We start from the raw sequence: 25463 nt of genomic DNA, 5'->3' as shown, positions 1-25463 counted from the left end.
CAGGTGGACCGCTAAATTAAAGAGATGATAACCCCATACATCCAGCTTGTGGAAATGGTAATTGACGGCCAGGGTAAGGTATGTGAGAAAACGGGTGGGCCAGAAATCCCAGATGTTACGCAGGTTGTAGACGTTCCTTATGGCCAGATTGGGAACTATCGAATTATTATCGTCCAGATGAAATGAGCATGTGAAAGTGTTCGAATATATGGCCGCCCCTAAAAAGCAGATGATAATTATTGGGAATATTTTGGATTGAAACAGTCTCAAGGGTAACTCTTTTCGCTATTTAAAGATACTTTCGTTAATCACTACGGGACCGATCTCTCTGATATTAGCCGCCGTCTTACGATATAGCTGACTGTCGACGGGCAAGCTATGCATTATCTTTTTTATCTTACCCGCGGTCGACTCAATAGCCTTCTTGTGCCTTTTATAACGGGTCAATAAGCCCTTGATCTGGAGCGCGGCGCTTATAACGGTACAGGTCTTTTCCATACCCCCTGCCAGACGCTTCTTCTCCGGCTTATCCTGCCACAGTGAAAGCAGTTTTTTTTCGATCTCTCCGAGGACCTGCCTGTTCATCTCCTCTTCTTTTGATGTGCCTATTTCATCTATAAGATAGTCCGCTAAAAGCCATATGATCTTTTCTAAATCTTCAGGCTCATCCGTCGTTTTCAGAAGGTCGTAAGTCATGCCTGCAAGAAAGGTGGAATTATGCGCTACGATCTTATAATCCTTATCCGCGCTGGCAAGTTTTTCAGACACCTTTCCATCCGTAAAGTCCTTTAAAAATCTTTCTGTGACATCGGGCCGCAGCTCTTCGACCTTTACGAATTCCCCTCTCTTAACGATATCTTCATTCTCCTGCACAAGTTTAAAAGTCGCGGCGCGAACGATCAGGTGCGGGACTTTTTTTTCGGATAAGAATTGTTTTATCTTGTCGACACCGACTATGTGTTCCGTCCTGCATATGATATGTAAAAAAGCATCCAGCTCTTCCGCGCTGAGGGCCGGTTCGATCTCTATCGAGCCTACCTCTAACCCTATAAAATCCTCGATGAACTTCGCCATCAGCCGGCTCTCCGGCTCTACCTTCTCGCTGTTTATGAGCAGCATGTCGACCGATTTGGCCAATACTATAGATTGTTTATTATTTGCGAAGAAATCGCTCATCTCTTTATAAACCATTTCGGCCTTTTCCTTGACTATAGGATGCCGGGCGTTATACATTTTTGTCAAGGATACGAGCTGCGCCAGGCTTTTTGCCAGGCGCCTGTAAATCTTTATATTGCCCATATGACCGTTCTCTTAATCCCTTCTTAAATGATTAACAACCTTTACCATCAAGAATACGCAGAACGCTATTATTAAAAAATCGAGCAGTGTATTTATAAATAATCCGTAATTAAGACTGACCGCCGGAACTTCAGCGGTTGCCGATTTAAGGATTATTTTTAAATTCTTGAAATCTACCCCGCCCAGCAATAATCCTATAGGCGGCATTATGACATCGTTTACCAGTGAAGTGACTATTTTACCGAATGAAGCGCCTATAACTATACCTACCGCCATGTCTACGGCATTACCCTTAACTACAAACTCTCTAAACTCTTTTATTATAGTCATCAAATTCTCCTTCCCGCCTAATTATACCTCTCGCAAGAGGAAGTGTAAAATAGAATGAACTGCCCGCGCCGACTTTAGATTCGACCCAGATCCTGCCGCCCTGGGCCTCTATAAGGCCCTTAGATATGGCGAGCCCTAAGCCGCTGCCTTCTTTATGATGAGATACCGAAGATGATCTGTAAAATTTATTAAATAGTTTATTTATATCGTCGGCCGGTATGCCGACCCCTGTATCGGATATAATTACAATGACATCATCAGGCCGGCTGTTCAATTTCAATTCTATACTGCCTCCCTCAGGCGTAAATTTTATCGCGTTATTTAAAAGATTCGAAAGAACGCGCCTGGTATGTTCGGGATCCGCATGCGCTTCAATAGGCTTACAATCAGGCGCCATCTTCAGGGTTATCTTCTTTTCGTCCGCCTGTGATTTAAGAGAATTTATCATATCAGTCGATAAGACCGTAATGTCCATCGATTCTGCATGGACGCTCATTACACCCGCCTCTATTTTGGATATGTCCAGGAGATCGCTGATCATCCGTATCTGGCGGTTCGTATTGCTCATTATTATATCCAGTAATTCTTTTTGTTTAGGATCCACAACTCTCTTATCCGGCCAGCCCTTAGACAGTAGCGTAACGGAATTCTTGATGGCAGTAAGCGGCGTCCTCAGATCGTGCGAGACGATAGCGATGAAATCATTCTTCATTGTGTCCAGAGCCTGCAATTTTTTATTCGCCTCTTCGGCGAAGGCAATGAACCGCTCTCTTCTCTTTAAAACAAAAAAGAAGACGATAGCCAGCATACACACAAAAAACGTTATGATTATGCTGATAAGGCGGTATTGCAATATAGGTTTGACGATTATACTCTTTTTAATAACCACGGCGCCCGCAATATCGTCTCTCGACTGCCTGATGGGCGCGCTGACGTAGTATATACGTTCATCATAAACCGAGCCCCGGGTAAAATAATAGCCTATCCTCCCGGCCATGGCTTCCTTGAAATACGGCATAGCACGATACTCCTCGCCCACAGCGGCCTTTTCGGAGCCGCCCGCAGCCGAAGCCAGAATAGTGCCATATCTATCCATGATAAAACAATCGAGCGCCGAATAAGCTTTCCTTTGTTCTTCCAGTAAACGATTCGTCCTTTCTATATATCGCGGTGCAGGTAACGTAAGGGCATATATGATACGCGATGTCGTGCTTATGGATGAGACGGCTGTTTCAAGCCTTGACAGCTCCCTGTTCAGCCGATTTAGCGGCGAATTCTGATCTACCTTACTGTTTCTTATGATCTGGACACCTGCGTAGTAGTCCATGTAATTAGTAAAGGCCCAGCCGAGAGATATGAGTGTAAGCATAGTAAGCGCGGTCACCCACTTGGAGGGCTTAAAATGAATTTTATGCCCTATCTGCTGCGGTCCATGGCTAGGCGAAGCCTGCGAATAGACCCAAACGGCTGTTGCCGAAAATAATATTAATAGCCCGCGGATAACCTGGACCGGAATACCGATGAAATTGTAGAAAGATTCAATGTTCAAAAAATCCGCCATCCAAAGATTCGTTTTCGGCACAACCAGCCCCGAGGTCACCGCATATAGCGCCATCATTATGCCCAGGAATAAGAGAGAGCCCCTGCCGCTTTTTTCTGAACGGGATGCGAAGATCACGGCGCCAGAAGCAAAAAGGCCCGCGGGGAGCCCTATAAAATATCGTATTCCGGCGTTGAGCCAGGCCTCGTCATATTTTTGGTTATAGGAAACTGCCGCCAGAACTGCTCCATAAATTATTATAGCCTTCCATCTTCCTTTGGGCCCAAACAGGCTCGACCTCGCAAATTCAAAAAGAAAGATATATGAGACCGTGAACATAGTCGAACGTATCACAGAAAACTGAGGTATATCCGCATGAAAGATTGCAGCCATGTCCACCCATATATAAAGGCAGCGGATGAGGCTGAATAAGCCTAATATAAACCATGATATCCTGCTGGATCTGCCCTTCCTCAGGCTAAAACATACGATAGCCAGGATAAAGAAGGCTAATCCATAGAAAAAATATACATAGTCATACTGACTTCTAAAAAAATCCCTCATTAACGAAAGGATATTCATAAATAGCGGTCCCAAATATTAATGCTTGAGCAGTAACTGTATAGTTGAGAGAAGATCATCCATCTCGAAAGGCTTTGTTATGTAATAGTTCGCCCCCAGCACCATGCCCCTTACCCATTCGGCATCCGTGCCCTTTGCTGTTAACATGATAATAGGCAGCGCCGCGTATTTTTCTTCTTTCCTCAGCTCCCTGCATATCTCCTCCCCCGGCATGCCCGGCAGCATCAGATCGAGAATAAGGATATCTTCTCCGGCAGCTTTGGCTTTTTGCAGTCCTTCCTTGCCGTCTGACACCGTGATAACTTCAAATCCCTCCCCTTCCAGATACAACTTGATCGTTCGGCTTATATCCTTATCGTCTTCTATTACCAGTATCTTTTTCTTTATGCTCATATCATCCTCCTCTTTACTTAAATTATACGCCTCGAGTTATAGACTTACAACTCTAAATAAACCGCTTGATGTTAAATGGCTTTTTTGCGATAATGCTGTTTTCAGGAGAGGAAAAGGGAATCATGAAAAATAATCGAAAAGAGAAACCGCCCGCCGCAATTAATGAAGAAGATTTGCGGCTGAAGAATATAGCGCTGGAAGCCGTAAAGCGCAGTTATGAAACGGCAAAGGCCGAGCTGGCCGAGACTAAACAAACCCTCGAAACTATCGTTAACGGCATAACAGACGGAATCCTGCTGATCTCCAAAGATTTTAAGATCATATGGGCAAACAAAGCTATGCTGAAGAAAGCGGGCTGTCTGTCTGAGGAGATAATCGGCAAACATTGCCATGAGATCACACATAAAAGAAATAGCCCATGCGTGCCGCCAAATGATATATGCCCGATCAGGGAAGTCCTGCGAACAGGAAAATCTACAGCTGTTACCCATACTCATTTTGACCGGCAAAATAATAGAAGGTTTGTGGAAGTTACGGCCTATCCCATTAAGAATAAAAGCGGCGAGGTGTTTCAGTATGTCCATATCGAAAGGGACATTACCGAGAGAAAGAAAGCTGAGGAAGCACTGATAAACTCAGAGTCGATCTACCGCACCATATTCAACTCCGTAAACGATGCGATAATAATACATGACGGCGATAATCTCAACATAGTTGAAATAAACAAGCGTGGAAGCGAGATGCTCCTCTCTACATCTGAAGAGATGAAAGGAATGGGCATTGAAAAGCTATTGTGTGACGAGGAGGGTTACACCAGAGAAAAGTTTTCCGAATTTTTCAGGAAGGCATCGCAGGATGAACCGCAAACATTCGAATGGAAGCTCAAGGATAAAGCCGGAAGATGTTTCTGGGTCGACATAGGCCTGAAACGCGCGATCATACATGGGAACCATCGCATAATCGCCGTCATTCGGGATATCAGCGATAGAAAACAATAATCTTCATACATTAGGCCGCTGCGTAAGCCTCTCGGGCCAGTTCATATAGTTCCCTAAGCTGCTCTGCATCAAATTTGGCAGCTTTAGGCACAATATATATTATTCTGTCCCTTATCATCTTTTTCAATTCATCCGGATCAATAGGCTTATCCGCTATCGTGTCATAGAAATGCTTGATAGCATCTGTATCGGCATTTAGATAGGCCATCATATTCAGGGTTATTGCTTCAAATACGGGCAGATAATCACCTGGCACTGAATCATTGATAGCGGATATCCACGCCTTACCTTCTCCTTTTATCGCATCATATACCGTAGTATTATCTACACTGTCTTCCCTGGCGCCTATGAATGCATTGCTTAGATTTAATTTCCTGCCTTCTTCGTCTCCATTTTTATTCAGATTTTTTACCATTTCCGCAAGTTTTGTGGCGCCTTCTCTTTTCATAATGAGGTTTGGAAAAAGGGGATTCCCTTTGCTATCTTTCAAATTCTGAATTTCATCAACCGCTAAGCATAGAGGCATCATCGTTTGAGTTTCCTGATGATCATCCGGACTAGTTTCGATACCCATAAAGAAGATTTGGTCGGGATGACTGGTTAATATTTTGATAAGATTAAACTTAAGCTTTTCGGCGCGTGCGGGCAGATCTTCGGAAATTTGAGTTTTCAGGTTATGGCTCGCCACCGCTTCAGTTGATTGCGGTGTAATAACGCCTGACACGGATAGCTTGCTTCCCTTAGTACGCTCCAGCCAAAGAAGCAGTTCCCGCGCCTGACGCTCATTCATAGTTTGAAAACTTGCGATACCAAATTCACTAAGCGGCCTGCCGCGCAATGCCGCCTCTATTTCCCGTCGAATCTGCGCGTTTTCTTCAATCAGTTTACAGGACTCGCCCCTCTGTGTATTAACCGCGCTATAGGCCATTAAATAGACTACATCGTGCGGCATCAATGCGGATTTACCATATAAAGTGGTGGTATTTGGCAAAGTCTCTATGCCTCCGCCTGTCTTCCCGACGTGTGTCAAAAGGTAAGGGCTGATATCACCCTTGATGGCCTTATACGCTACGGAGTAATCGTTGCCTGGGATCTTCTTTAAATTTTCTTCTCCGCGGTCTTTGGCTACCGGTATCATCGCACTGCTCATCTCATCTCCAAAGAAAGCGATCGGCATTGTTTCTTTTGCTCTGCCGCTATGATCCCGGATAACCTGTTCCACTGTAGGAATCTGCGCCCCCTTACCCATAGAGAGAGGGTCCGGCGCCTGGAGAGGGCCGGAAACCTCTTTCTCCGACACATCGTGCGGCTCTTTCCCCATAGGAGAGAAGATGATCGTGGTCTCTCCGCTGGGCTGATATAAGATATCTATGGGTTTATTAAGCCTCTCTCTCAGTTTGGGTTTTTCGGACAATAACCCTCCGATCCTTCCATAAAGATCTCTGATAAATTCGTGTTGTTCCGGCAGGACAACGACCCTCTCTTCTCCGGAACCGTTTCTGACCAGCAACTGCCATTTCTCATTGCCGCCTTCCGAAGCCAGCAAGCGTTCGACCTGCGCCATAATCTTCGCGGGATCCAGCAATAACTCCCGGACACGCTTACCATGCAGCGTCCTTTTAACACAAGCTGGGCGGGGATCCCAGGTACGCTGTTTATCATCTCTGCCGGACGAAAATATGGATATAGCTGTAAATAGGGTGCTGCCATCCGGCTGCGGATATGGCTCTTCGACCTCCGCCTGATATCCATTCACAGGATAGCCCGCATCCGGCATGGTGAGACGGGCAGCTAACTCGATAAACAATACCGTAAAGTCGTCCATCGGCTCCTGATATACCTTCGCATATCCCGGATTATCCGGATTATTACCATAGCACAATACCGCCCTGCCTGAGGAAACGGTTGTCGGCACCTGGGACAGAAAATCGTTCCCGGCGGTCCCGTCTTCTAAGCTTACTCCGGAGCGGGTCTCTATCCATCTCAGGCGTCTTGTTACGCGCTCAACTTCCTCCAGGACATATTTAAGCGGCCATTCGAATTGCCGGGCTGTTATTATAGTCTTGAAACTCCTGGGGCTTTTGAAAAATTTCCATGCATAGTAAGCCATCTCGGGCGTATGGGGGGTGCCGGAAGCAGCAAATGTCCCATCCATATCGAACATAGTGTTGGGGATACTACCTACGGCGAGTGAGGAACGCAAAAATCTTAAATAAGGGATGGCGGCGGACAGTTCGGCGAGTATGGCGCTGTAATCCTTGCGTTCTCCTGTGGAGGCAAGACGGAGGGGTTCGATAGCCTTCTCATGCGCGGAGCTTTCATCGGTAAAACCGTTTTCCAAAAGATTTTTTGCTTTTTCCAGTTGAAAAGAGAGCGCGACCTCAATGCGTTTTATCCTGTCTTTAAGCGAATCACCGGCGGCCAGAAGATCATAAGGAAGGAATATCAATATATTGTCATTCTGGTAAATAGGCCCGCGAATAACGCCCAGGCGATGCAGTTCCTCATTACGCAGAGCTTCTATATCACCGGTCTCGGCCATGAAGATACGGGACGGCGGAAATATCGACTCCGTTGCGTGCGGACTCAGGAACTCAACTCTGACATCTTTGCCGTGAATATTAGAAACAGTTATCTCCTCGTCTAATTTTATCTTCACGTCAGTTGGAAGATGTCCGGCGGAGCGTTCCACGGCTTTTCTGATCATAAACTGGAAGGTTGTTTCCTCCGGTCTCTTGTCCATCGCCCAGGCTGGGGTTCTACCGCTATTTAACCATTCGCTGAGCTCTTTAGCCAATGTGGGGTTAAAGATAACTTCGTGAATCTGCCCAAGGCCAATGTCCGACAGAGTAAACCCCTTTTCGTGTAATAATCTCTCTATCTCAGCCCCTCTTCTTATCAGATCCACTTCGCGTCCGGATCCTAAGAAGTCTTTCGCTTTATCGCTGATTAAGCTCCATAACCCTTCGGCAAACCGTTCCGGCTCATAATGTACGGCCGCAATATATGAATTAGGATCCGCCCTGGTCGGAGAGAGCTTCACCGAGGCCATCTCCGACGTGACCATCTTTATATTATTACGCTTCATGTAAGCTACATCCTCCGGCGTCGGCGTATTCTCGCCGGCATATCCGCCTGAAGGGTTATTGTAAACCTGCCTTACAGTTCCGAGTTGCGGCCTGGCGGCTAAAACAAGCCTGTCTAAGTTACGATTGACATTTGCCAGGACACGATTAAATACGCTGCCAAGGGGACGCTTCATTAAATTCTCCGGAAAACTCACTGTGGACTCCCGCCAACTCATACCGCGGGTTTCGCCATCACGTACGGGATTAGTAACTAATATCTTATCGGCATTAACGTTATCCGCAACCGCACTGACCAAAGATGGATTCTTAAGTAATATGCCTATGCTTGTCTGCCAGCTCCCGAGGCCGAATAGCAATAATTTCGCCCGGCTTATCGCGCCCATGACACGGCTCCGGACAGCTACCTCCGGATAATAATAATCAATATCCGCGGGCCTTAAAGTCGGACTCTGGCGCCCTCTGTTAAACCCTCTCGGCACGTGCGAATAATAGGACTGGCCTATATATTCCTCGCCATCGACCGACTTGATAATGATTTCATTGCCGATCGGAATATCCGGGATAGCCAGCGATTTCGCGCCAACGAGGCGCCGGAAAGCTTCGAAAGAAGCATAGATACCGTCCGGGTTCATCAATCCGTCACCGATGCCTTCGGCCTGGTACATAAGGCCTTCCAGGATCATATTCTTAACGCTGTTGAAATCTCCGCTCATTCCCTCCGCGTCGATCTTTGCGGCGATCTCTAATAGCTTTTTATAAATCTCTTCGAACCTTTCCGCTTCTTCCGGCCCGGACTGTCTCGCCTTTTTAAGCTTATCGGAATGTTGAGCCTTGATCTCCTCCACCAAGGTCCTCGTTGGGCTGCCGAAACGATGATTCAGGACGTCTCTGATCATTAACGCTCCCGGTGCCCCATCCAAAACCGCCGCTTCGTACATAAAACGAAGGTGGTCGCCGAAACCGCCGACAAAGATACCGTTCTGAATTGTCTCGAATGACCTTACCAGCAATGTAGCTCCGCCGTTATCCGTAGCCCCGATAATAGCAAGGGCAGGATCGGTCACTCCGGACATGGACGCCGACGCTCCTCCGCCTGAGCCGATAACGATATCGCGGTTAAAATTAAGATATTCCTCCCCCTGGCTAAAACTTTCGAGCTTATCCAGACGGTCCAAATTTCCTAAAGTCACATGTAATTTACGACCGACCTTTCGAAATCTTCCCAGGTCATACTCATATCTCCCCTGCGAAATCCCATCCAAAAACAGTATATCTCCAGATAACTCTTTAGCTAAGAGCGCATTTTTTGCTTTAAGCCTTGGCAAAACAGCGCGGGCTATACGCGAGATCACCTTAAGAGCCGCTTGACGTATGAGCGGGTCTTTTAAATCCTTAGAGACTTTGTTATTTTGAAATATTCTGGCGTATTTATTACGCTGGCCCTTTACCATCTCCTCCATCGCATCCAAAAGGAAATTGGCGGCAAAAGCCGTTTCATCATCCTCGATACCGGATATGCGATTCATAATTTTTATCCGTATATCATTACTTATCTCTTCACTACCCAGTGCATCTAATGCGGCCACCAGGCGGACAAACCTGTATTGCCTTTGTTCGAAATTAAACGTTTCAGGATTGTCGATAATCTCTTTTTCCGCCTTTACGCGTTGAATATGCAACATGCTCTGGCCTGCAGCCAGGCCTATGGTCAAAGCGTTAGGGTTAGCCGCTTCGAGATTCGCCGCTAAAAAAATGGTGGACGGCTGCGGAGCCCGGCCTTCAGGCCGGTTCTTGTCCATAGCGACGCTTAAGGCCGCTATCGTCTCTTCTGTCGAATAATCGCGCAAACGATAAGCAGCCTGCTGTCTTACCCAATAATACGCCTCTCCCGCGGCCTGATAATTCAACATTACCGCAATTAAGAAGTCATTGGCTTGTTTGTATTCCGTGCTAGCACTCTCCGCGCGTAATCCCAGATTACTTATGCACTTCGAAATCATATTTTCCATCGCCATCCATCTTCGGACCGCTTCAAAATTGCTCGAAAAGACGATATCGTATTTGCGCTCGACGTCTTTATTCTGCTGTTTTTTCGCGTTATCCAGACGTTTCTGCATCACTTCAAGGCCCGCCTCTTCTCTATGCGCCGCTAATCCTATCTCGGCAAGCATAAGCAATTCAGTTATAGCGCTCGTTTCGCCCATCTTCTCCAGAGTATCAGCCGCCTGCATGCTGGCAAAAAAAGCTTCTTCGTGCATCTCCTCGCGCGGCTTTAGATTCTCCATTTTATCATTCGCCGTATTGTAGGCGATGGGACCAAACCCATTGACTAAATTAAAATATTCCTTCGATTGATTCAGCATAAGCTGCCTTACTGTCTTTCTATCGGCAGGTTCAAGGGGGGCCTTTGCTATCCATTCTTTTATCTCGCGAATCGCCTCATCGGCAACATCAGCGTTGAACTTTTCCTTTAGCTCTACTTTAGCAATGTTGCGGATATAGCTATAAGCGTTATTAAGCCCGGGCCCGACAGCGCCTGAACTTATCAGTTGCCGCATCGCGCCTAACATCGCCTTATATTCCGGGCCTGCCCGAATGCTGTCGCTTCCCCATCTGGCAGGCGGGCTATCCTGAACTTTTAAGCTCTCTTTTTCCTGTAAGGGAAATTTCTCATCTATAACTTCACGCCAATTTTCCTCGAATGCGCTTACCTCCTTCGGCCCGAATATAGCTGACTTGATTCTTTTGTATACGGCTTCATGGCCATCTTTTTCGGTAACCATGCCTTCTTCCGGAATGCATATGTGGAATATATATTGCGCAAGATGTTCGGGTGAAAGCCGATTGATGAGCTCTATCGCATACCCGCGATCATTTCCAGAATTGAACCCTAATAAATAATCTTTCCGGCTATTGATATCGGCATTAAACAGATATGCGTACTTTGATAAATTATTCTGGAGGGCAATGAGATTGGCCGTAGTCTTTTCTACCCTGTCTTGATGCTCCGCAACCACATTATTTTTATTATCAACTCTTAGCTTTATAGCCAGGTCTATAGCCTTTAATAGTTTTTGAATGATAATCTTATTTTCATCTTCCGGCAGTATTATCCTGGGTGGCGGATTTCCACGTAGCAATTCTAATAGCGGGGCACCGTCTCCAATAGCACCCGGATTGGCTTCTCTAGCGACTGCGGTTCGGACAGGATTGACTTCGCCTGGAATTATGTCGGGATCGGAGGCTAAAGGCGGGCTTAACTTATCATTAGAAAAATTGGATGGGATATCGCTAGCAAAGACCTGCGTAGCTATAAAGGTTATAGCTAATGCGGCAGAGATAAATCTGGTAGATATCAATGGCCTGATTATCATATATAGCTATAGTTTATAGCATATAATATGTTAAGTCAATAGAAAGATATCTACCTTTTTTCGCTTTAACTTACTCTTTCGGCAGGATAAATGTGAATTTACTCCCCTTGTCTGACTTACTCTCAACAAATATCTGGCCTTTATGCAATTCTATTATATTCTTTGATATCGCAAGGCCAAGGCCGGTGCCCTTCTCTCCGGGGCCGGCCAAGCGCCCAAACTGCTGAAATCTCTCAAATACCTTTGGCAGGTTTTCTGCCAATATGCCTATGCCTGTATCAGCGACTGAACATTCTACCATCTTACCTTTATCTTCGAGCGAGACATTCACGCTGCCTTCGCTTGTAAACTTTATAGCGTTACCGATAAGATTGACGAAGACCTGAGTTATCCTGTCGGCATCTGCATAAACATATATATCTTTATCGGGAACTATCGCCTTGATCTCGAGCTCTTTCTCCCGCGCCTTAAGAACAAAAGAATGGGCGGTTTTGACCACCAGGTCCTTTATGTTGAACTTCGTTTTATTAAGACTCGCCTTGCCAGCCTCTATCTTGGATATATCGAGCAGGCTGTCTATAACGCGGGCCAGCCGATCGATATTATCTTTCGCGGTCGTTAATATATGGTCCTGTTTCTCGTTTACTTCGCCCGCTATCTTATCCAGGACGAGGCTTATGCCTTCTTTGACTATAGAAAGCGGCGTTCGCAGTTCGTGTGACACTGTTGAGATGAAATCGGACTTAAGCTGGTCCAGTTTGCGCAGTTCCTCATTCTTTCTCTCCAGCTCTTCCCTGGCTTTTCTCATCCCTGATATATCTTTTGCTATATGGACTGAGCCTGTCAGGTTTCCATTCTTATCAAATATAGGCGAAGTTGTGATCAAAAGCGGTATCCCGACATGCGGGTCGTCCACTTCCTCGGTATGCGCCTGCATATCCTCCTTAGTTTTTTTAAAAGGGCAATTGGGCCACGGCACATTATCCTTATGCACAACCTGATAACACTTTTTACCTATGATATCCCCGACCTTCATCTTCATTGCATCCGCGAATGCTTTATTCGCCTTGATTATCGTAAAATCTTTGTCCTGGATGAAGACCATATCCGTTATAGAATCAAAGGTCTTTTGCCATTCTTTCGCGGCGGCAACTATCGCCTCCTCCGCCTTCTTGCGGTTATCGATCTCCTGATTGAGCAGTTTTATCGATGTCGTCTTGGATTTCAGGCTCATCGTCATCGAATTTAAGGCCTCTGCCACATCTTCCACTTCATCATTCGTCTTTACATGTATTCTATAATCCAAATTGCCTCTACCGATCTCCAACGCGCCCTCTACAATTCCCGTTATAGGTCTTACAATAGATCTACCGAATATGAACCCTATCGGTATCATTGTCAATATGGCCGCACCAAAAAATATAAGCATGGCGGTTGCAAGATCATTTAAAGGAGCAAACACCTCTTTGACTTCCTGGGCTATAGTCACAAACCAGACTATATTATTCTTCGCGAGTATAGGGTGCTCAACTCTTTTGAAGGTTGTGAACATATTGGCGTGGTGCAAAATATTCTTATTCAGTATCTCAAAACTGCTGTTTTTACTTAAAATGCGGCTTAGCACATCGTCGCTTAACGCTTTAATACTTAGCGGCTTTACGCCTTCATGGAATACTATCATGCCTTTATCGTTGATTATAGAGGCATGGCCTGTTAGGCCAAGCTTAAATTTATTTAAGCTTGAAAATAACTTTTGAGCATCGAATATGGTTTTACATACTCCTATCACCCTATGTTCATCATCCATGATGGGAGTGGCGATCGTCACACCAAGCATATTGCTTGATTCATCAAGCTCCACATCACCGATGAATACATTGCCTTCGAACGCTACCTGCCACCATCTTTCATCTGCCTGATAGAAATCGCTAGTCTTTCTCGAACTGGCCACGAGGCCGCCAAACTTATCCGTTATAAACAGCTCCACCACTTCATCATTATTTTCCTTCATTTCCGGCATCAGCTGTTTCCTGCTGGTTTCATTGTCGGCGTATTCTTTCACCAAGGGACTATCAACCGGCGCATTTATCCACTCGACATCCATGTTCGCGAGATAACGCCCTATGGCCTCCCGGGACATTTGACTATATTTTAAGTTACTTTCCCCGACGACCTTTTTAATTAAAATTCGTGTTGTAAACACCCTGACCTGTTCAACCTGTTCATCTATCAGATCCGCGATAAACGCTGATACTGTCTCGGCTGTCTTTAGCTGATTTTCTTTAGCCGTTTTGCTCATAGCGGAAATTATCCAGAAGTATTCTATGGCGGAGCCGATAAGGAGAACAATTAATATCGATAGGCAAATAAGCGCAGTGATTTTTCGCCTTAAGCTGACCCGCGCTTTTGGTTTCTCTTTTTCATTATCAAGCAGCCTGCCGATATTCATCGATTTCCCCGTTGTATTGGAACTGACGCCACGCTATTTTTTATCTATTTGCCTCTTTATTTCCGACAAAAGCTCATTTTGATCAAAGGGTTTGGCTACAAAAAAATTGCCATGTATTGTATGTCCCTGCTTCTTTTCTTCTTCCTTTGCGTACAGACATGTTAAAAAGACGATCGGTATACTTTTAGTTTCAGGATTGTCTTTTAATATCCCGGCAACTTCACTTCCGTCCAGCCCCGGCATCATTATATCGAGGAGTATAAGATCCGGGCGCTCTTCTTTCGCAAGGCGTATGGCATCATTGCCATTATTAGCCGTCACGACAGAGTACCCGTTCGCCGCTAACCGCAGTTCTAAAAAATCCAGCATATCTTCTTCATCATCCACAACCAGAATTTTATTTTTACTCATAGAAGCCGCTCCTTTATAATTCAAACATTACTTTGTCTTCGGGAGTTAACTCGTCTGTATATACCAATATTGAAAGCAGGTTGATCTCATTAATGATCTTTATAAAAGTCCCGTCTGTTTTTATCTCCTGGCCTTTACTAAGCGGCTCAACCTTTGCCTTGTCCTTATATAATATCGATATTTCATAAGAGATGCCCGCCTTGGCCGTCTTCGATTCTGTAATTACTTTATAATAATGTCCGGCCGTGTCTGTCTTCTCATCAAACGTGTTCCAGTCTATAACGTCTTTTATTGTGCCGCTGACGCTTATCGTCTTATATCTATATTCGGACTCTATCTGCTGGCGCTGGACTTCGGTCGCATTGACATACCGCGTGACCAGCTCATCTACGCTTATAGTTTCACAATAAGAAAATGAGGATGCCAGCGTTAAAAACAGGACCGCCGCAAAAATACTTTTTATAGCCCGTCTCATATATTTTTCTCCTTTTTTGTAAGTATACACTATATTTTGGCATGTACGAATATTTATTTTTTGGATATCAGAAAAAGGCGGGGGCATTGGTCAGGGGCTAACTCAGGCTTTCCGCGCTATAGCGGGCTATGAGGCCCGTACGCAAGGCGTTCCTGTAGACCTTTGTAAAAAACCAATATGCCAAAAGGATATATCCGACGGCAAGGAACCCGCTGAATAGAAGCATAACTCCTGAGGCTTTACCGCCCAATACGATCGCTCTCAATCCTTCGAATACATATGACGGCGGCAATAGGCGGGAAATTAACTGCATCCACTGGGGGAGCGTCGAAATGGGATATAGAACGCCGACAAACGGCGAGACCAGGGCCGGGATCGGCCAGATAAACCATTCCGATGCAGGACCAAAGTGAAGCACCAGCGCGCATCCGAAGATACCGAGCGATATTCCGAATAAAAATAGCACAAAAAGGGACGGTATAACTGTGAGGCCATAAACAAAAAAAGAGAGCTTGAAAAACGTGACGGCTATAAATAACATTACGCCGAGGCCGACCATACTCGTCGCAATACTTGACAGGATGAGGCCGCCGACATATTCCGATATTAAAAGCGGCGTCGCGAAGATGTTCAGGAAATTACGCGACCAGACGTCCTCGAAGAACGCCATGGTCACGCCCTGCATGATACGGATAAAAAAGTCCCATAGAAGGACTGCGCCTAAAAGCGCTGTAACAAAATTAAATCCGGGAGAGGCGACGGTATTGAGATATTTGGTAAGAAAGCCCCACAGGACCATGTCGACCGCCGCCCACGCAAACAGCGGGAAGACACGCGAGAAACTGCCGCGGATAAGATAGAATTGTCGGATTACGATCGCGAAGATACGGCGGAAAGACATATATTCAGTCTGCCTCCAGTGTAAGCGGTTCACGCGCTACCGCGATGAAAAGCTCCTCGAGCGTCTTCTTGCCATGTTGGGCAGGCATCGTCTTCGGATCCCCTTCGAGCAGGATCTTGCCGTGCGAAAGAAAGAGCACCCGGTCGCAAATATCCTCGACCTCATACATATTATGCGATGTCCATAGCACTCCTCCTGTTCCCTGTACCGCGAAGCCGCGGATCTTAGCGCGGATTTCATGAGCGGTGGCCGGATCAAGCGATGTCGTCGGCTCATCAAGCAGAAGAAGGCGCGGACGATTGAGCATCGCCTTGGCAAGGCCGACGCGCGTCTGCTCACCGGAAGATAGCACTCCGCACTTTTTATCGCGGAAAACCTCAAGATCGAACTGCTCGAGAAGTTCATCGACGCGTTTCGACAGGCCTTCTACTCCATATAAACGACCAAAGATACGCAGATTTTGGGATACGGTTAAATTCCCGGGTAAAGGAGTGTACACGGCCGCAAAATTAGTATGCGCGGCGGCCTGGGAACGGTGCGAGGCTATATCGAGGCCCTCGATATGAACTGTCCCCGCGGACGGCGCGAGGACACCAAGTATAATATTTATAATGGTGGTCTTTCCCGCACCGTTTGGGCCTATGAGCCCGACTATCTCATTACTATTAACATCGAAGGACACACCATCCACAGCGATGGTGTCGCCGTATGTTTTGCGCAGCGTTCTTACCGATAGCGTCTTTGGCATGATTGTCTTATTCGGCTAATGATTTTTACGCGCGGCGTAAGTGAAATTTGAAAAGTATTTCTTTAGCGATTCTTCCGTAGAGATGAATTGATTCGTTCCGAAGAAATAATCCGTGATTGATTCCCGCAAACGGGCAAGCTCTTTAAGGCGGGCAAACCCCCTTACGCTATCCAGCGTCAAATCTATTAACTCAAGAGAGCGCTCGAAAGCCTGTTGGCAATAGGCGGCGTTATGCTTTGCGCGCCAATTGAGAGCACGCTCTACCTCGCTTCCGATATTTGCCATTTGCTCTAAAAACGATAATTTACTCCAACGGCCTGCCGCAAGATCTTTATGCTGATAGTTCATCGTTTAACCATTTTCGTAACAATTTCGATGATCTTTTTACGCACCATTTCATTTTCCACGCCGCGGCTCCTATTGCCTCGAGACGGACGCATATTGATCATGGAATCAAATTCAATGAAATCATCGCCTTGAATTTCCGTATAAAGATTTATTCCCCAAAGGTTATTCTGTTTTGAGCCGTCCTCTAAGAGCAGCGCTTCAAGGTCCGAATGAAGTTCGGCATCAACTGCAATCAGCTCTCTCTCGACATCGATAACTGCCTTTACCAGGTTTCCAAAGGTGGCGACAGCCATCTGCTTAAGCTCGTTAACCGCCAATGTTGTTTTTATTATTTTCATATGACGAATTATACCTTAAACAAAAACCCTCCGCAAGCACTTTACTTGCGGAGGGCAGAGACGCGCCTTCTGGTAATAACCCTTACTTCCCGTACAGAGTTTTTAACTGTAATACGGTCGGATTTTCAGAGTAATATTCGCCTTGTGGTCCGACGAATCCATTGCCGGATTTTTTCAGTGTAACCGCCGTGTAACCACCACTCGAGTTAGGAATATTTATTGTCACCATATCCTGACTCTGAACCTGATATTGCGCCGAAGGCATGGGAGCGGTCATAACGACCGGAGGGGGCGGCGGGGGGACAGTCACAATAGGCTGAGTAACTAAAGGCGGTGGAACGACTACATATCCGCCGGGATACGGCCTGTAATAATAATTGTCATAATAGTAGTATGGTACGCCTCCGACTATAACAGTGGTATGCCTTGGCGGCAGCGAATCAACAAGCGCTCCTATAGCAAGAGCGGAAACGGCGATATCAAATCCCAACAAACCATGCCTATACCATGTACCATCACGGTAGTAATGCCCTCCATCACGACCTCCGTCGCGCGCGAACGCGTCTGAGTAAAACAGCGTCAGCGCCAGGCACAAACCTATTATTACCCGAAATGCTAAAGTTCGATTTTTCATATGCCTTCCTCCTTTTACATATTTAGACAAGCTAGGTGTCAAAAAAGTTCCCTAAAACAGTTTTATGAGATAGCGCCAAAATCATGAGTGAGAATTATTCTTTTTTATCGCCGGATAACTGATTGCGATGAGCTTCAAATTTAGAGAATATCTCATAAGCGCATGGAACGACAAACAACGTCAGGATCGTGGAAAGAGCCACTCCGCCGATAACGGAAACAGCCATAGGCACCATCGTCTCTGAACCGGAACCTTTTGAAAGCGCTTCCGGTACGGCGGCCGCGATTATAGCGATAGACGTCATGAGGATCGGCCTTAAACGTATAGGGCAGGCATCAAGAAGCGCTTCACGCACTCCCATCCCCTGCTTGCGGCGCTCGTTCGTAAAATCCACCAGCAGGATGGAATTTTTCTTAACTATGCCCATTAAAAGGATAAGTCCGATCATGCTATAAAGATTCAGAGAGTTACCGGTTAGAAAAAGGAACAGGAACGCGCCGGTGATACTGAAGGGTAAAGCCAGAAGCACCGTAAGCGGATGGATGAAACTGTCGAACTGAACGCCTAAGACCATGTACGCTACAAAAATTCCCAGAATAAGGGTAAATACTAAGCCCTGAAAAGATTCTTTGAAGGCCTGAGCGCCACCGGAAAATACTATACGGTAGCCTTCGGGCAAAACTTTCTTCCCTATTTTTAAGACTTCGTTCAGCGCTTCCTGCTGAGAGTGTCCCGGAGCCGGATTTCCATAAATGCTCACAGCGCGCTCACGGTTCTTACGGGTAATCGAAAACAACGAAGGCTTGACATGCGCCGTTACAACGTCCGACAATGGTACGACCTCTCCGAATTCATTACGGACCCACATCTTATTGATATCCGTCGTGTTTGACCGGTCGGCTTCGAGCAACCGGACCCGGACATCGTAGCGTTTACCACGGCTTGTGAATTTACCCTGGCGGACCCCTCCTATCATAGCATTGATCGTGTTGGCTATTGAAAGGACACTGACGCCGTGCGAGGCGGCCTTCTCGCGGTCAGGATAGATCTGCAGCTCCGGCATACCAAGCTGATAGTCGGTATCGACATCCGTCATAAAACCGGATGCTTTCATCTGTTTCATGATCTCCTGGCCGTATTCTCCCAGCTTATCCCAATCCGGCCCCCTGACCGTAAATTCGATGGGAAAACCGCGCTGCGCCGTGAATCCGGATAGAGAAAGGTCCTGAATTACGGCGCGATCGACTCCGGGCAGCGAACCGAATGCTTTACGGGCGATCTGCATGAATTCGGCTTGAGTTTCGTAATGGCCGTTTACCAAGGGCCTGTTCTTCCGGTCTTTCATCGTGATAAATAGAAATCCCGAATTGACCTGTCCGCCCGTGAAACTGCCCACTGCGCTGAAATACGTCTCTATATCTTTTCGCCCCATCAGGAACTTCTCGGCTTCTAAGAAAACACCGTTCGTCTTTTCGATCGATGAGCCGAGAGGCAGCATTATCCTGGCAAGAAAACGGCCCTGGTCCTGTGAGGGAACGAACTCTTTTTTCAAAACCGCCGTCAGGGCCAAAGAAGCTATAAAGACGATGACTGCCACGGTCAATACCAGCTTCGGCATATTTAATAAACGGGAGAGGGTCGCGCGATACCAGTCGGATGTCCGCTTCATGAGCTTATCGACAAATTTCCCTAAGGCGGATGTATGCCCTACGGTCAGAAATTGCGAACATCTCATCGGTGTTATAGTGATCGCTTCCAGTAAAGAGAACATTACAGCTACGGAGATAGTAACTCCGAACTGGAAGAAGAACTTACCGATGATCCCCTGCATGAAGATGACCGGCAGAAATATCGCCAGGATCGCTACCGACGTAGCGATCGCGGCAAATGTGATCTCGCGCGCACCTGTCAGCGCGGCGTTCATGCGCGACTGGCCCTGCTCCTGATAGCGCGAGATATTCTCCAGTACCATGATCGCGTCATCCACTACTATACCTATGACCAGGGAAAGCCCGAGCATGGTAAATACGTTAATAGTGAATCCCATGAAATACAGGACCAGGAAGGCGCCGGCGAGTGAAAATGGTATCGATAGTAGGACGTTAATGTTCGCGCTCCAGGAGCCCAGGAATATAAAGCATACGAGAGAGGTCAGGATAATAGAAAGAAACAGGTTACGTTCCAGCTCATTTACGGAATCCTGAATAAATTGAGTCGCGTCAAATACAACCGCCAGATGCATTCCTGAGGGTAAAGTTTTTTGCAGCTCCGCCGCCCTCTTCTTTACGCCTTTAGCCACATCCATGGCATTTGTGCCGCGCTGCTTTACTATCCCAAGCCCGATCGCGGTCTTGCCTCCGCTGCGAGAGATCCTGCGGATATCCGCCAGGCCGTCTTCTACCCTACCCACATCCCCGATGCGCATATTCTTCCAGATGGGCCCGCCGCGCACACGTTGAGGTATTATTATATTTTCGAATTGTTCCGGAGTTGAGGCCTCGCCATAGACGCGGACATTGACCTCCTTAAGGCCTGTATCGATGTAGCCCGCCGGAAGGTCCGCGTGCTGGAAACCGATAGCATTCAGAACATCTTCAACCGTAAGCTGCTTATCCTGCATCTTCCCTGCATCCAGCCAAACTCTCAAGTTGGGATCGACAAATCCCCCCAGCCTGATTTCGCCGACGCCCGGGACAGTGGTAAATTGATCTTTTAATGTTTCGTTCACATAGTGAATGAGCTCTTTAAGAGGCTTGTCTCCGGAAAGCCCTACAAACATTATCGGTTGGTCTTCGGGATTAGTTTTGGTCACGATAGGCGGATCGATATCGCGCGGCAGGTTCCTCTGCGCCTGAGAGATCTTAGTCTGGACTTCCTGCATGGCAACGTCGATATTACGGCTAAGGTCAAATTCTATCGATATCTGCGTAATACCCTGCATCGATACCGAAGTGACTTCCTTGACGCCTTCCACACTCATTACGGCGTCTTCGACGATATCGGTTACGTCTGTTTCCATTACCTCCGGGGCCGCTCCCTCCCAGGTTATCGCCACAGTTACGACGGGAAAATCGATGTCGGGGAGCTGACTCACTCCCAGGCGCGTAAAACCTATGGCGCCAAAGACGATGACACCGATCATCAGCATCCAGCCGAATACCGGCCTCTTAATCGATAGGTCAGAAAGCGTCATTTAAACTCTCCGTTCCGCTCTGGCCGATAGCCACTCGAAGCTGCCAGTACTGGCGCTTCGCTTCATAGAGCGCATGTATGTAATTTCTCTCCGAATCCTGCAGTGTCTGTATGGAGGCAAGAACGTCCAGGTTATTGACAAGATTCCGCATATAGTCTTTCCTCTGCAGATGATAATTAAGTTTTGCGGTGGTATATGTTTTCCGAAGCGCGTCGCAAACAGCCATCGCGGTCTTCAGGGTTACGTAGGTATTCTTGATATCGTATGGCGCCAGCCGTTTTGTCCGGTGAAATAACAGCGCCGCCTGATCCGCCTGCAAATTCGCTTCCTTCGAATTACCCAGCGTCAAGCCGCCGTCAAAAATGGGCACGTCCACGGTCAGCATAATATCCCAGTCAGTCCCTTTATCAAACCCGGTCCGCTGTGTATAATAATTGGTCTCGAAATTCACTTCCGGCAAGAAGCCGCTGTCCGCCACTAATATTCCCTCTTTCTTCAATTGCCAGGCGTATTTTGCGGCCGCAACATCCGGCCGATAATCGGCCTTCGCGACATAATAGCTCTCCGATAATAACCTCGATGGGAATCTGTACATATCAACAACTTCCCCGACAGGCTGCCCCACCAAAAATTCCAATAACTGGCGCGCGATGACCTCCTGGCTCCTCGAAACTTCGAGCGCAGCCTCAACACTGTAGAATTGAGCCTTAGCATTCACTATTTCGCTGGGCCTCGATTTACCGATGTCCGCTCTGTCCCGCAGTTCTTTGACGCGGTTGGCAAGAGCGTCCCTGGTCATGATAAGCACTTTAATATCCTGCCGCTTTTCGATCAGAAGATAGAACGCGTTGGATACGTCGACCAGGAGCAGCTGCTCGGCGCGTGTCTTCTCTTCTGTACGCTGACTGCGCTCATATTTTGATCCTCTCATGGCGGCTATCGCCTTAAAACCGTTAAAAAGGGTCTGTGTAGCATTAAAGTTACGCGTGGAATTCTTAAGGCTTGCAGAGGCTGAGGATGCTCCCCCTCCCGTATCTTCAATGGTAGCGTCCGCCTGCTGAAAATCGCTCGATTGGAATGAGACGTGCGGCAATCCTATCGACAGGGCCTGCAGGAAATGGGCCTCGGTCACTTTAATGAGATCCGCGCTGATAGCGATTATTTCGCTCTGCACCAGGGACATCTGGTAGCAATCGGAAAGCGTGAGAGCAGGCCTTACTTGAGAAAGTTGGACAGGCAAAGAGCCGGACTCATGGACCGCCGGGGCCAAATCATTATTTTTCGGCCTTGCCTTAGCGGATGTTTTATGCGCGGCGAGCGACGCAGAATCGCTTTCGCTCAATACATAGGTTGGGTTATAACCTAACGCCAGAGCGCACATCATTATAACAGCGAGTATTCTTTTTATCACGTCGTTACTGCTCCTGGCGTGCCTATACGATCGCGTATTATCGTCAGTATCCTTAAATACTCTTCCCTATCATCCTGGGATATGACCCCAAACATCTTTCGAAAGATGGCTTTTTTATGCTCGAGCGCGCTCTTCGCGACCCGCGCGCCTTTAGCGGTAGGCTTTATCTTTATAACGCGCCTGTCCTCTAAATCGCTTGTCCGTGTAACGTATCCATCCCTTACAAGCCTGTCGACTATGCCGGTCATCGCGGCGGTTGTGACATTTATAGAACGGGCAAGGTCCGTCATACGCGACTCGCCGTCACGCGTCAGCATCTCGAGCACCACAAGCTGAGGAATAGTGATCTTTACATTATAAAATTTATCTGATTCCTGTTTAAGAAATTCCCGCATGATCGCGGGCATCATCTCGCTCAGCTTATCCACGAATTCCGACAGCGTCAGCTGGGACATTTTTAACCTCCTTGATATTTAACTACATTAAATATCATTGGAGTTAATATACTCCCTTGGCTCGCCGTTGTCAATCTTTTTCGGATTATTGGGGAAGGTATTCTGTTTAAACGCGGGACCTTATCATTATTAAAAGCATCTTAAAACGCTCTATCGCTTTTAAGGCATGGGGCTTATTTGCCGGCATCATTATAATCTCTCCCATCTTCAAAAGATGCGGCCTCCCTTCGATCGTTACCTCCGCCTTACCGTCAAAATTATATACTAAGGCATCGAAAGGAGCGATATGCTCGCTCAAAGCCTGCCCTTTATCGAAAGCAAACAGCGTGACCGTACCCTTTTCGCTCTTGATAATCTCTTTGCTTAAAATAGAGCCTTCCTGATAATCGACCAATTCGGAGAGTTTTGCCGCCTGGGCTATTATGCTCTTTATCATACTACCATCCTTTTTATACCTACCTTTGGATCTTCGAGACCTTCGCGCCGTTAATGCTAAGATCGTACATCAGTCCTTTTTCGCCGAACACAAACGCGACTATCGGCTTATTAGAAATCTGGCTGCTGACCGTGGTGCCGGCTCCGAGCGCTATAACAGCTACGGAGGCATCAGCGCCTATCTTCCAGCCCTGGCTATCCCTGAAATTCTTCAAGGCCTCGTCATTCATGAACGCGATTATAATGCTCTTCTTCTGTCCGCCCAGCTGAATCCCTATCGAAGCGGCGGCGGTGCTGTAATAATCAACCGTCTTGCCGTGTATCCTGAGGGCGCCTTCGCCGTATTCGCCGCCTATCCCGATAGCCCCCTTAAACACTCCCGGAAAAATAAGAAGCCCCTTAGCCTTATTTATAACGTCATCGCCGCCCTTTATATCTCGAAGGTTTTTAAGCGCTATCTCCACTCCGGAGTCTATGTCCTTTGCGCTTACAGCGTATGAAGACGTCTCCACGCAAAACATCAATACAAAGACCATACATAAAAGAGAGAACACTGCCTTTACTATGTGTACTGTTTTCATATCCGCCTCCCAGCGTTTGGTTTATCTATATCCTTATTTTACCATTTTTTTGCAAAAGGGGTAGTCCGCTAATTGACATTGCGTATGGAGATGATCCGTTCCAGCAAAGAACCTTTTTGAGAACCCTTGCCCAGAGAAAGATCACTGACCACCACCCTATTAACTTCACGGGCTATATCACCACCCCACCACATTCTTTGCCTATATGCGTGAGTTTCATGTATAACATATGGCCTGTCTTCATACATCCCGAGGTATAAAAATATATGGCCGTTTAATTGCATGATCGCCACTCCCGCGATAGCCTGATCTTTTAAAACGTGCATCTTCAATTCATCGCCTGTCTTCTCTGTAAATTCGCCTAAAGAGCGGCCGACCTTGCCCTGATCCGAAGAATTTCTCGGTAAGGCTATTCCGGTCGTGGAGAAGACTTCCTGAAGGAAGCTGGAGCAATCCTGTTCGCCGTTCTTGCCTCCCCAGGCATAAGGAGCATTGAGCAGCTTAAAAGCCTGTTGCATGATATTGCGCGAAGTATATGCTAAGTATCCGAAATTCACGTCCGATCTTCTTATATAGGCGGCTCTCTCGGCAAATTTCCCTCCTTCCGCCTGAAAAGGAATACTGATCTGAATCACTTCGGAGTTAAAACCGGCTATACAGGGGAACCTTGCGCCCATTCTCACATAATCGAGATATTGCGTTAATCCGTTGTCTAAAAAAATATCGGCCTTGGCGCCGGTCACTATAAGAAACGGCGTCTTCTCTAAATAATTCTTAAGCTCGGCGGCCCCGCAAAAAGCGATCCTGTCCTTCATTATCCATCCAGAGCTTGCAGGTGAATGCGCGTATACCCAGGCGCCGTCTTTCGTCTCATGCAAAATAGCCAAGGGAGTGCCGGTATCTAAAGAGCTGTTCTGGAGTTCGTCAAAATCGACATCACCCGGTTCGGTAGTTACGATCTCCTCCGTCGGCAGAGTCCGCTGGTCGGCATAACGGCAAATAAGACCGTAACGCACATTAATCTGAGATGGAATTACCTCAAGATTTATCCGCTCTTTCATCTTTTGGTAAAAAAGTTTGCCTATTCGCCTTGCGTCTTGAGAATAAAGTTTCTGATCAAAAATATTCCGCATCTCTTCCGTCAAAGAAGAGGTCAATTCTTCGCCGGAATATAGAGGGCCCACCTTAGACGGATCCCGTGTCAGCTTAAGCTCTTTTTCTGTTTTGGAATTAAATGATGCGATACCCGCAGGATCGAGGATAACCTTATCCGTAAAAGGCTGGCGGGAGATCCAGAACCCGGCGCTCTTCATCTGTCTATGTGTATTCGGGATCACGCCCGGCGAAGAGTAATATACTCTTTCCTTATTGTCGCATCCCGGTGTAAAAAATAAGCATAGGATCAATAATGAAGAGCAGATTTTTTTAATCATGCCTAAATTATAAACCCTTGATAGGCAAAAATGAAGAGAAATTATA

Annotated in this window: 20 protein-coding genes and 1 pseudogene; 1 reads left to right on the top strand and 20 read right to left on the bottom strand. The window is 46.8% G+C overall.

What is annotated here, in order from left to right; translation table 11 throughout:
• From NTY76_06320 to NTY76_06300, 5 genes and pseudogenes are all read right to left on the bottom strand, one after another.
• Positions 1-270, bottom strand: a 270-nt coding sequence (locus NTY76_06320; protein MCX5678705.1) for a tetratricopeptide repeat protein, incomplete at its 3' end; no start/stop codon positions are given.
• A 15-nt stretch (positions 271-285) separates the two neighbouring features.
• Positions 286-1299 (bottom strand): hypothetical protein, encoded by a 1014-nt coding sequence (locus NTY76_06315; GenBank protein MCX5678704.1) that lies wholly within the window; start codon positions 1297-1299, stop codon positions 286-288.
• 15 nt (positions 1300-1314) lie between these two features.
• Positions 1315-1629 (bottom strand): annotated as a pseudogene (gene mscL, locus NTY76_06310) (large-conductance mechanosensitive channel protein MscL).
• A complete protein-coding gene (locus NTY76_06305; protein MCX5678703.1) occupies positions 1607-3562 on the bottom strand; it encodes an ATP-binding protein in 1956 nt (651 codons plus the stop codon). Before NTY76_06305 ends, mscL begins: the two are co-directional and overlap by 23 nt.
• Before the next feature lie 207 nt (positions 3563-3769).
• Positions 3770-4144 carry a response regulator gene (locus tag NTY76_06300; protein MCX5678702.1) on the bottom strand — a complete coding sequence of 125 codons (375 nt, stop codon included), beginning with the start codon at positions 4142-4144 and terminating at the stop codon, positions 3770-3772.
• 122 nt (positions 4145-4266) lie between these two features.
• On the opposite strand from NTY76_06300, the gene NTY76_06295 reads away from it, so the two are divergent.
• The gene (locus NTY76_06295) at positions 4267-5142 is read left to right on the top strand and encodes a PAS domain S-box protein (protein ID MCX5678701.1); all 876 of its coding nucleotides are present in this window, start codon (positions 4267-4269) and stop codon (positions 5140-5142) included.
• Between the two features lie 10 nt (positions 5143-5152).
• On the opposite strand, the gene NTY76_06290 is transcribed toward NTY76_06295, so the two are convergent.
• The 15 genes from NTY76_06290 to NTY76_06220 all read right to left on the bottom strand — a co-directional run bounded on the left by NTY76_06290 (position 5153) and on the right by NTY76_06220 (position 25417).
• Positions 5153-11605, bottom strand: a complete 6453-nt coding sequence (locus tag NTY76_06290) for a 2-phospho-L-lactate transferase CofD family protein (GenBank protein ID MCX5678700.1) — start codon at positions 11603-11605, stop codon at positions 5153-5155.
• A 70-nt stretch (positions 11606-11675) separates the two neighbouring features.
• Entirely contained in the window at positions 11676-14054 is a 2379-nt protein-coding gene (locus NTY76_06285) for an ATP-binding protein (GenBank protein ID MCX5678699.1), read from the bottom strand.
• Between the two features lie 33 nt (positions 14055-14087).
• Positions 14088-14465 (bottom strand): response regulator, encoded by a 378-nt coding sequence (locus tag NTY76_06280; GenBank protein ID MCX5678698.1) that lies wholly within the window; start codon positions 14463-14465, stop codon positions 14088-14090.
• Between the two features lie 13 nt (positions 14466-14478).
• Complete coding sequence (locus NTY76_06275) at positions 14479-14940, bottom strand: hypothetical protein (protein ID MCX5678697.1); 462 nt, start codon at positions 14938-14940, stop codon at positions 14479-14481.
• Between the two features lie 97 nt (positions 14941-15037).
• Positions 15038-15841, bottom strand: coding sequence for an ABC transporter permease (locus NTY76_06270; GenBank protein MCX5678696.1), 804 nt, complete (start codon positions 15839-15841; stop codon positions 15038-15040).
• Between the two features lie 4 nt (positions 15842-15845).
• Positions 15846-16589, bottom strand: a complete 744-nt coding sequence (locus NTY76_06265) for an ABC transporter ATP-binding protein (protein MCX5678695.1) — start codon at positions 16587-16589, stop codon at positions 15846-15848.
• Between the two features lie 15 nt (positions 16590-16604).
• Positions 16605-16937, bottom strand: a complete 333-nt coding sequence (locus tag NTY76_06260; GenBank protein ID MCX5678694.1) for a hypothetical protein — start codon at positions 16935-16937, stop codon at positions 16605-16607.
• A complete protein-coding gene (locus NTY76_06255; protein ID MCX5678693.1) occupies positions 16934-17275 on the bottom strand; it encodes a DUF5674 family protein in 342 nt (113 codons plus the stop codon). The genes NTY76_06260 and NTY76_06255 overlap by 4 nt, the downstream gene beginning before the upstream one ends.
• Before the next feature lie 82 nt (positions 17276-17357).
• Complete coding sequence (locus NTY76_06250; protein MCX5678692.1) at positions 17358-17909, bottom strand: hypothetical protein; 552 nt, start codon at positions 17907-17909, stop codon at positions 17358-17360.
• Between the two features lie 94 nt (positions 17910-18003).
• Positions 18004-21102 (bottom strand): efflux RND transporter permease subunit, encoded by a 3099-nt coding sequence (locus NTY76_06245; GenBank protein ID MCX5678691.1) that lies wholly within the window; start codon positions 21100-21102, stop codon positions 18004-18006.
• Complete coding sequence (locus NTY76_06240) at positions 21089-22513, bottom strand: TolC family protein (GenBank protein MCX5678690.1); 1425 nt, start codon at positions 22511-22513, stop codon at positions 21089-21091. Before NTY76_06240 ends, NTY76_06245 begins: the two co-directional genes overlap by 14 nt.
• On the bottom strand, positions 22510-22968 hold the full coding sequence (locus NTY76_06235) for a MarR family transcriptional regulator (GenBank protein ID MCX5678689.1): 459 nt from the start codon (positions 22966-22968) through the stop codon (positions 22510-22512). The genes NTY76_06240 and NTY76_06235 overlap by 4 nt, the downstream gene beginning before the upstream one ends.
• Positions 22969-23074: 106 nt before the next feature.
• A complete protein-coding gene (locus tag NTY76_06230; GenBank protein ID MCX5678688.1) occupies positions 23075-23404 on the bottom strand; it encodes a cupin domain-containing protein in 330 nt (109 codons plus the stop codon).
• A 19-nt stretch (positions 23405-23423) separates the two neighbouring features.
• Positions 23424-23984 carry a YSC84-related protein gene (locus NTY76_06225; protein MCX5678687.1) on the bottom strand — a complete coding sequence of 187 codons (561 nt, stop codon included), beginning with the start codon at positions 23982-23984 and terminating at the stop codon, positions 23424-23426.
• 68 nt (positions 23985-24052) lie between these two features.
• Positions 24053-25417 (bottom strand): SH3 domain-containing protein, encoded by a 1365-nt coding sequence (locus tag NTY76_06220; protein ID MCX5678686.1) that lies wholly within the window; start codon positions 25415-25417, stop codon positions 24053-24055.
• Positions 25418-25463 lie beyond the last annotated feature (46 nt).

Source organism: Candidatus Omnitrophota bacterium (assembly GCA_026387175.1).
Classification (GTDB): Bacteria; Omnitrophota; Gorgyraeia; order 2-01-FULL-45-10; family 2-01-FULL-45-10; genus CAIMPC01.
Note: the sequence above shows the minus strand (reverse complement) of the source record. Positions and strands in the feature narration are given on the sequence as shown.

Excerpts from the sequence above, each read along its gene's own strand:
- NTY76_06235 (MCX5678689.1), bottom strand. The coding sequence starts at position 22,968 with ATGTCCCAGCTGACGCTGTCGGAATTCGTGGATAAGCTGAGCGAGATG.
- NTY76_06230 (MCX5678688.1), bottom strand. The coding sequence starts at position 23,404 with ATGATAAAGAGCATAATAGCCCAGGCGGCAAAACTCTCCGAATTGGTC.
- NTY76_06220 (MCX5678686.1), bottom strand. The coding sequence starts at position 25,417 with ATGATTAAAAAAATCTGCTCTTCATTATTGATCCTATGCTTATTTTTT.
- NTY76_06245 (MCX5678691.1), bottom strand. The coding sequence starts at position 21,102 with ATGACGCTTTCTGACCTATCGATTAAGAGGCCGGTATTCGGCTGGATG.
- NTY76_06300 (MCX5678702.1), bottom strand. The coding sequence starts at position 4,144 with ATGAGCATAAAGAAAAAGATACTGGTAATAGAAGACGATAAGGATATA.
- NTY76_06275 (MCX5678697.1), bottom strand. The coding sequence starts at position 14,940 with ATGAGACGGGCTATAAAAAGTATTTTTGCGGCGGTCCTGTTTTTAACG.
- NTY76_06250 (MCX5678692.1), bottom strand. The coding sequence starts at position 17,909 with ATGAAAAATCGAACTTTAGCATTTCGGGTAATAATAGGTTTGTGCCTG.
- NTY76_06315 (MCX5678704.1), bottom strand. The coding sequence starts at position 1,299 with ATGGGCAATATAAAGATTTACAGGCGCCTGGCAAAAAGCCTGGCGCAG.
- NTY76_06225 (MCX5678687.1), bottom strand. The coding sequence starts at position 23,984 with ATGAAAACAGTACACATAGTAAAGGCAGTGTTCTCTCTTTTATGTATG.
- NTY76_06280 (MCX5678698.1), bottom strand. The coding sequence starts at position 14,465 with ATGAGTAAAAATAAAATTCTGGTTGTGGATGATGAAGAAGATATGCTG.
- NTY76_06255 (MCX5678693.1), bottom strand. The coding sequence starts at position 17,275 with ATGAAAATAATAAAAACAACATTGGCGGTTAACGAGCTTAAGCAGATG.
- NTY76_06305 (MCX5678703.1), bottom strand. The coding sequence starts at position 3,562 with ATGGCTGCAATCTTTCATGCGGATATACCTCAGTTTTCTGTGATACGT.
- NTY76_06285 (MCX5678699.1), bottom strand. The coding sequence starts at position 14,054 with ATGAATATCGGCAGGCTGCTTGATAATGAAAAAGAGAAACCAAAAGCG.
- NTY76_06260 (MCX5678694.1), bottom strand. The coding sequence starts at position 16,937 with ATGAACTATCAGCATAAAGATCTTGCGGCAGGCCGTTGGAGTAAATTA.
- NTY76_06270 (MCX5678696.1), bottom strand. The coding sequence starts at position 15,841 with ATGTCTTTCCGCCGTATCTTCGCGATCGTAATCCGACAATTCTATCTT.
- NTY76_06265 (MCX5678695.1), bottom strand. The coding sequence starts at position 16,589 with ATGCCAAAGACGCTATCGGTAAGAACGCTGCGCAAAACATACGGCGAC.
- NTY76_06295 (MCX5678701.1), top strand. The coding sequence starts at position 4,267 with ATGAAAAATAATCGAAAAGAGAAACCGCCCGCCGCAATTAATGAAGAA.
- NTY76_06290 (MCX5678700.1), bottom strand. The coding sequence starts at position 11,605 with ATGATAATCAGGCCATTGATATCTACCAGATTTATCTCTGCCGCATTA.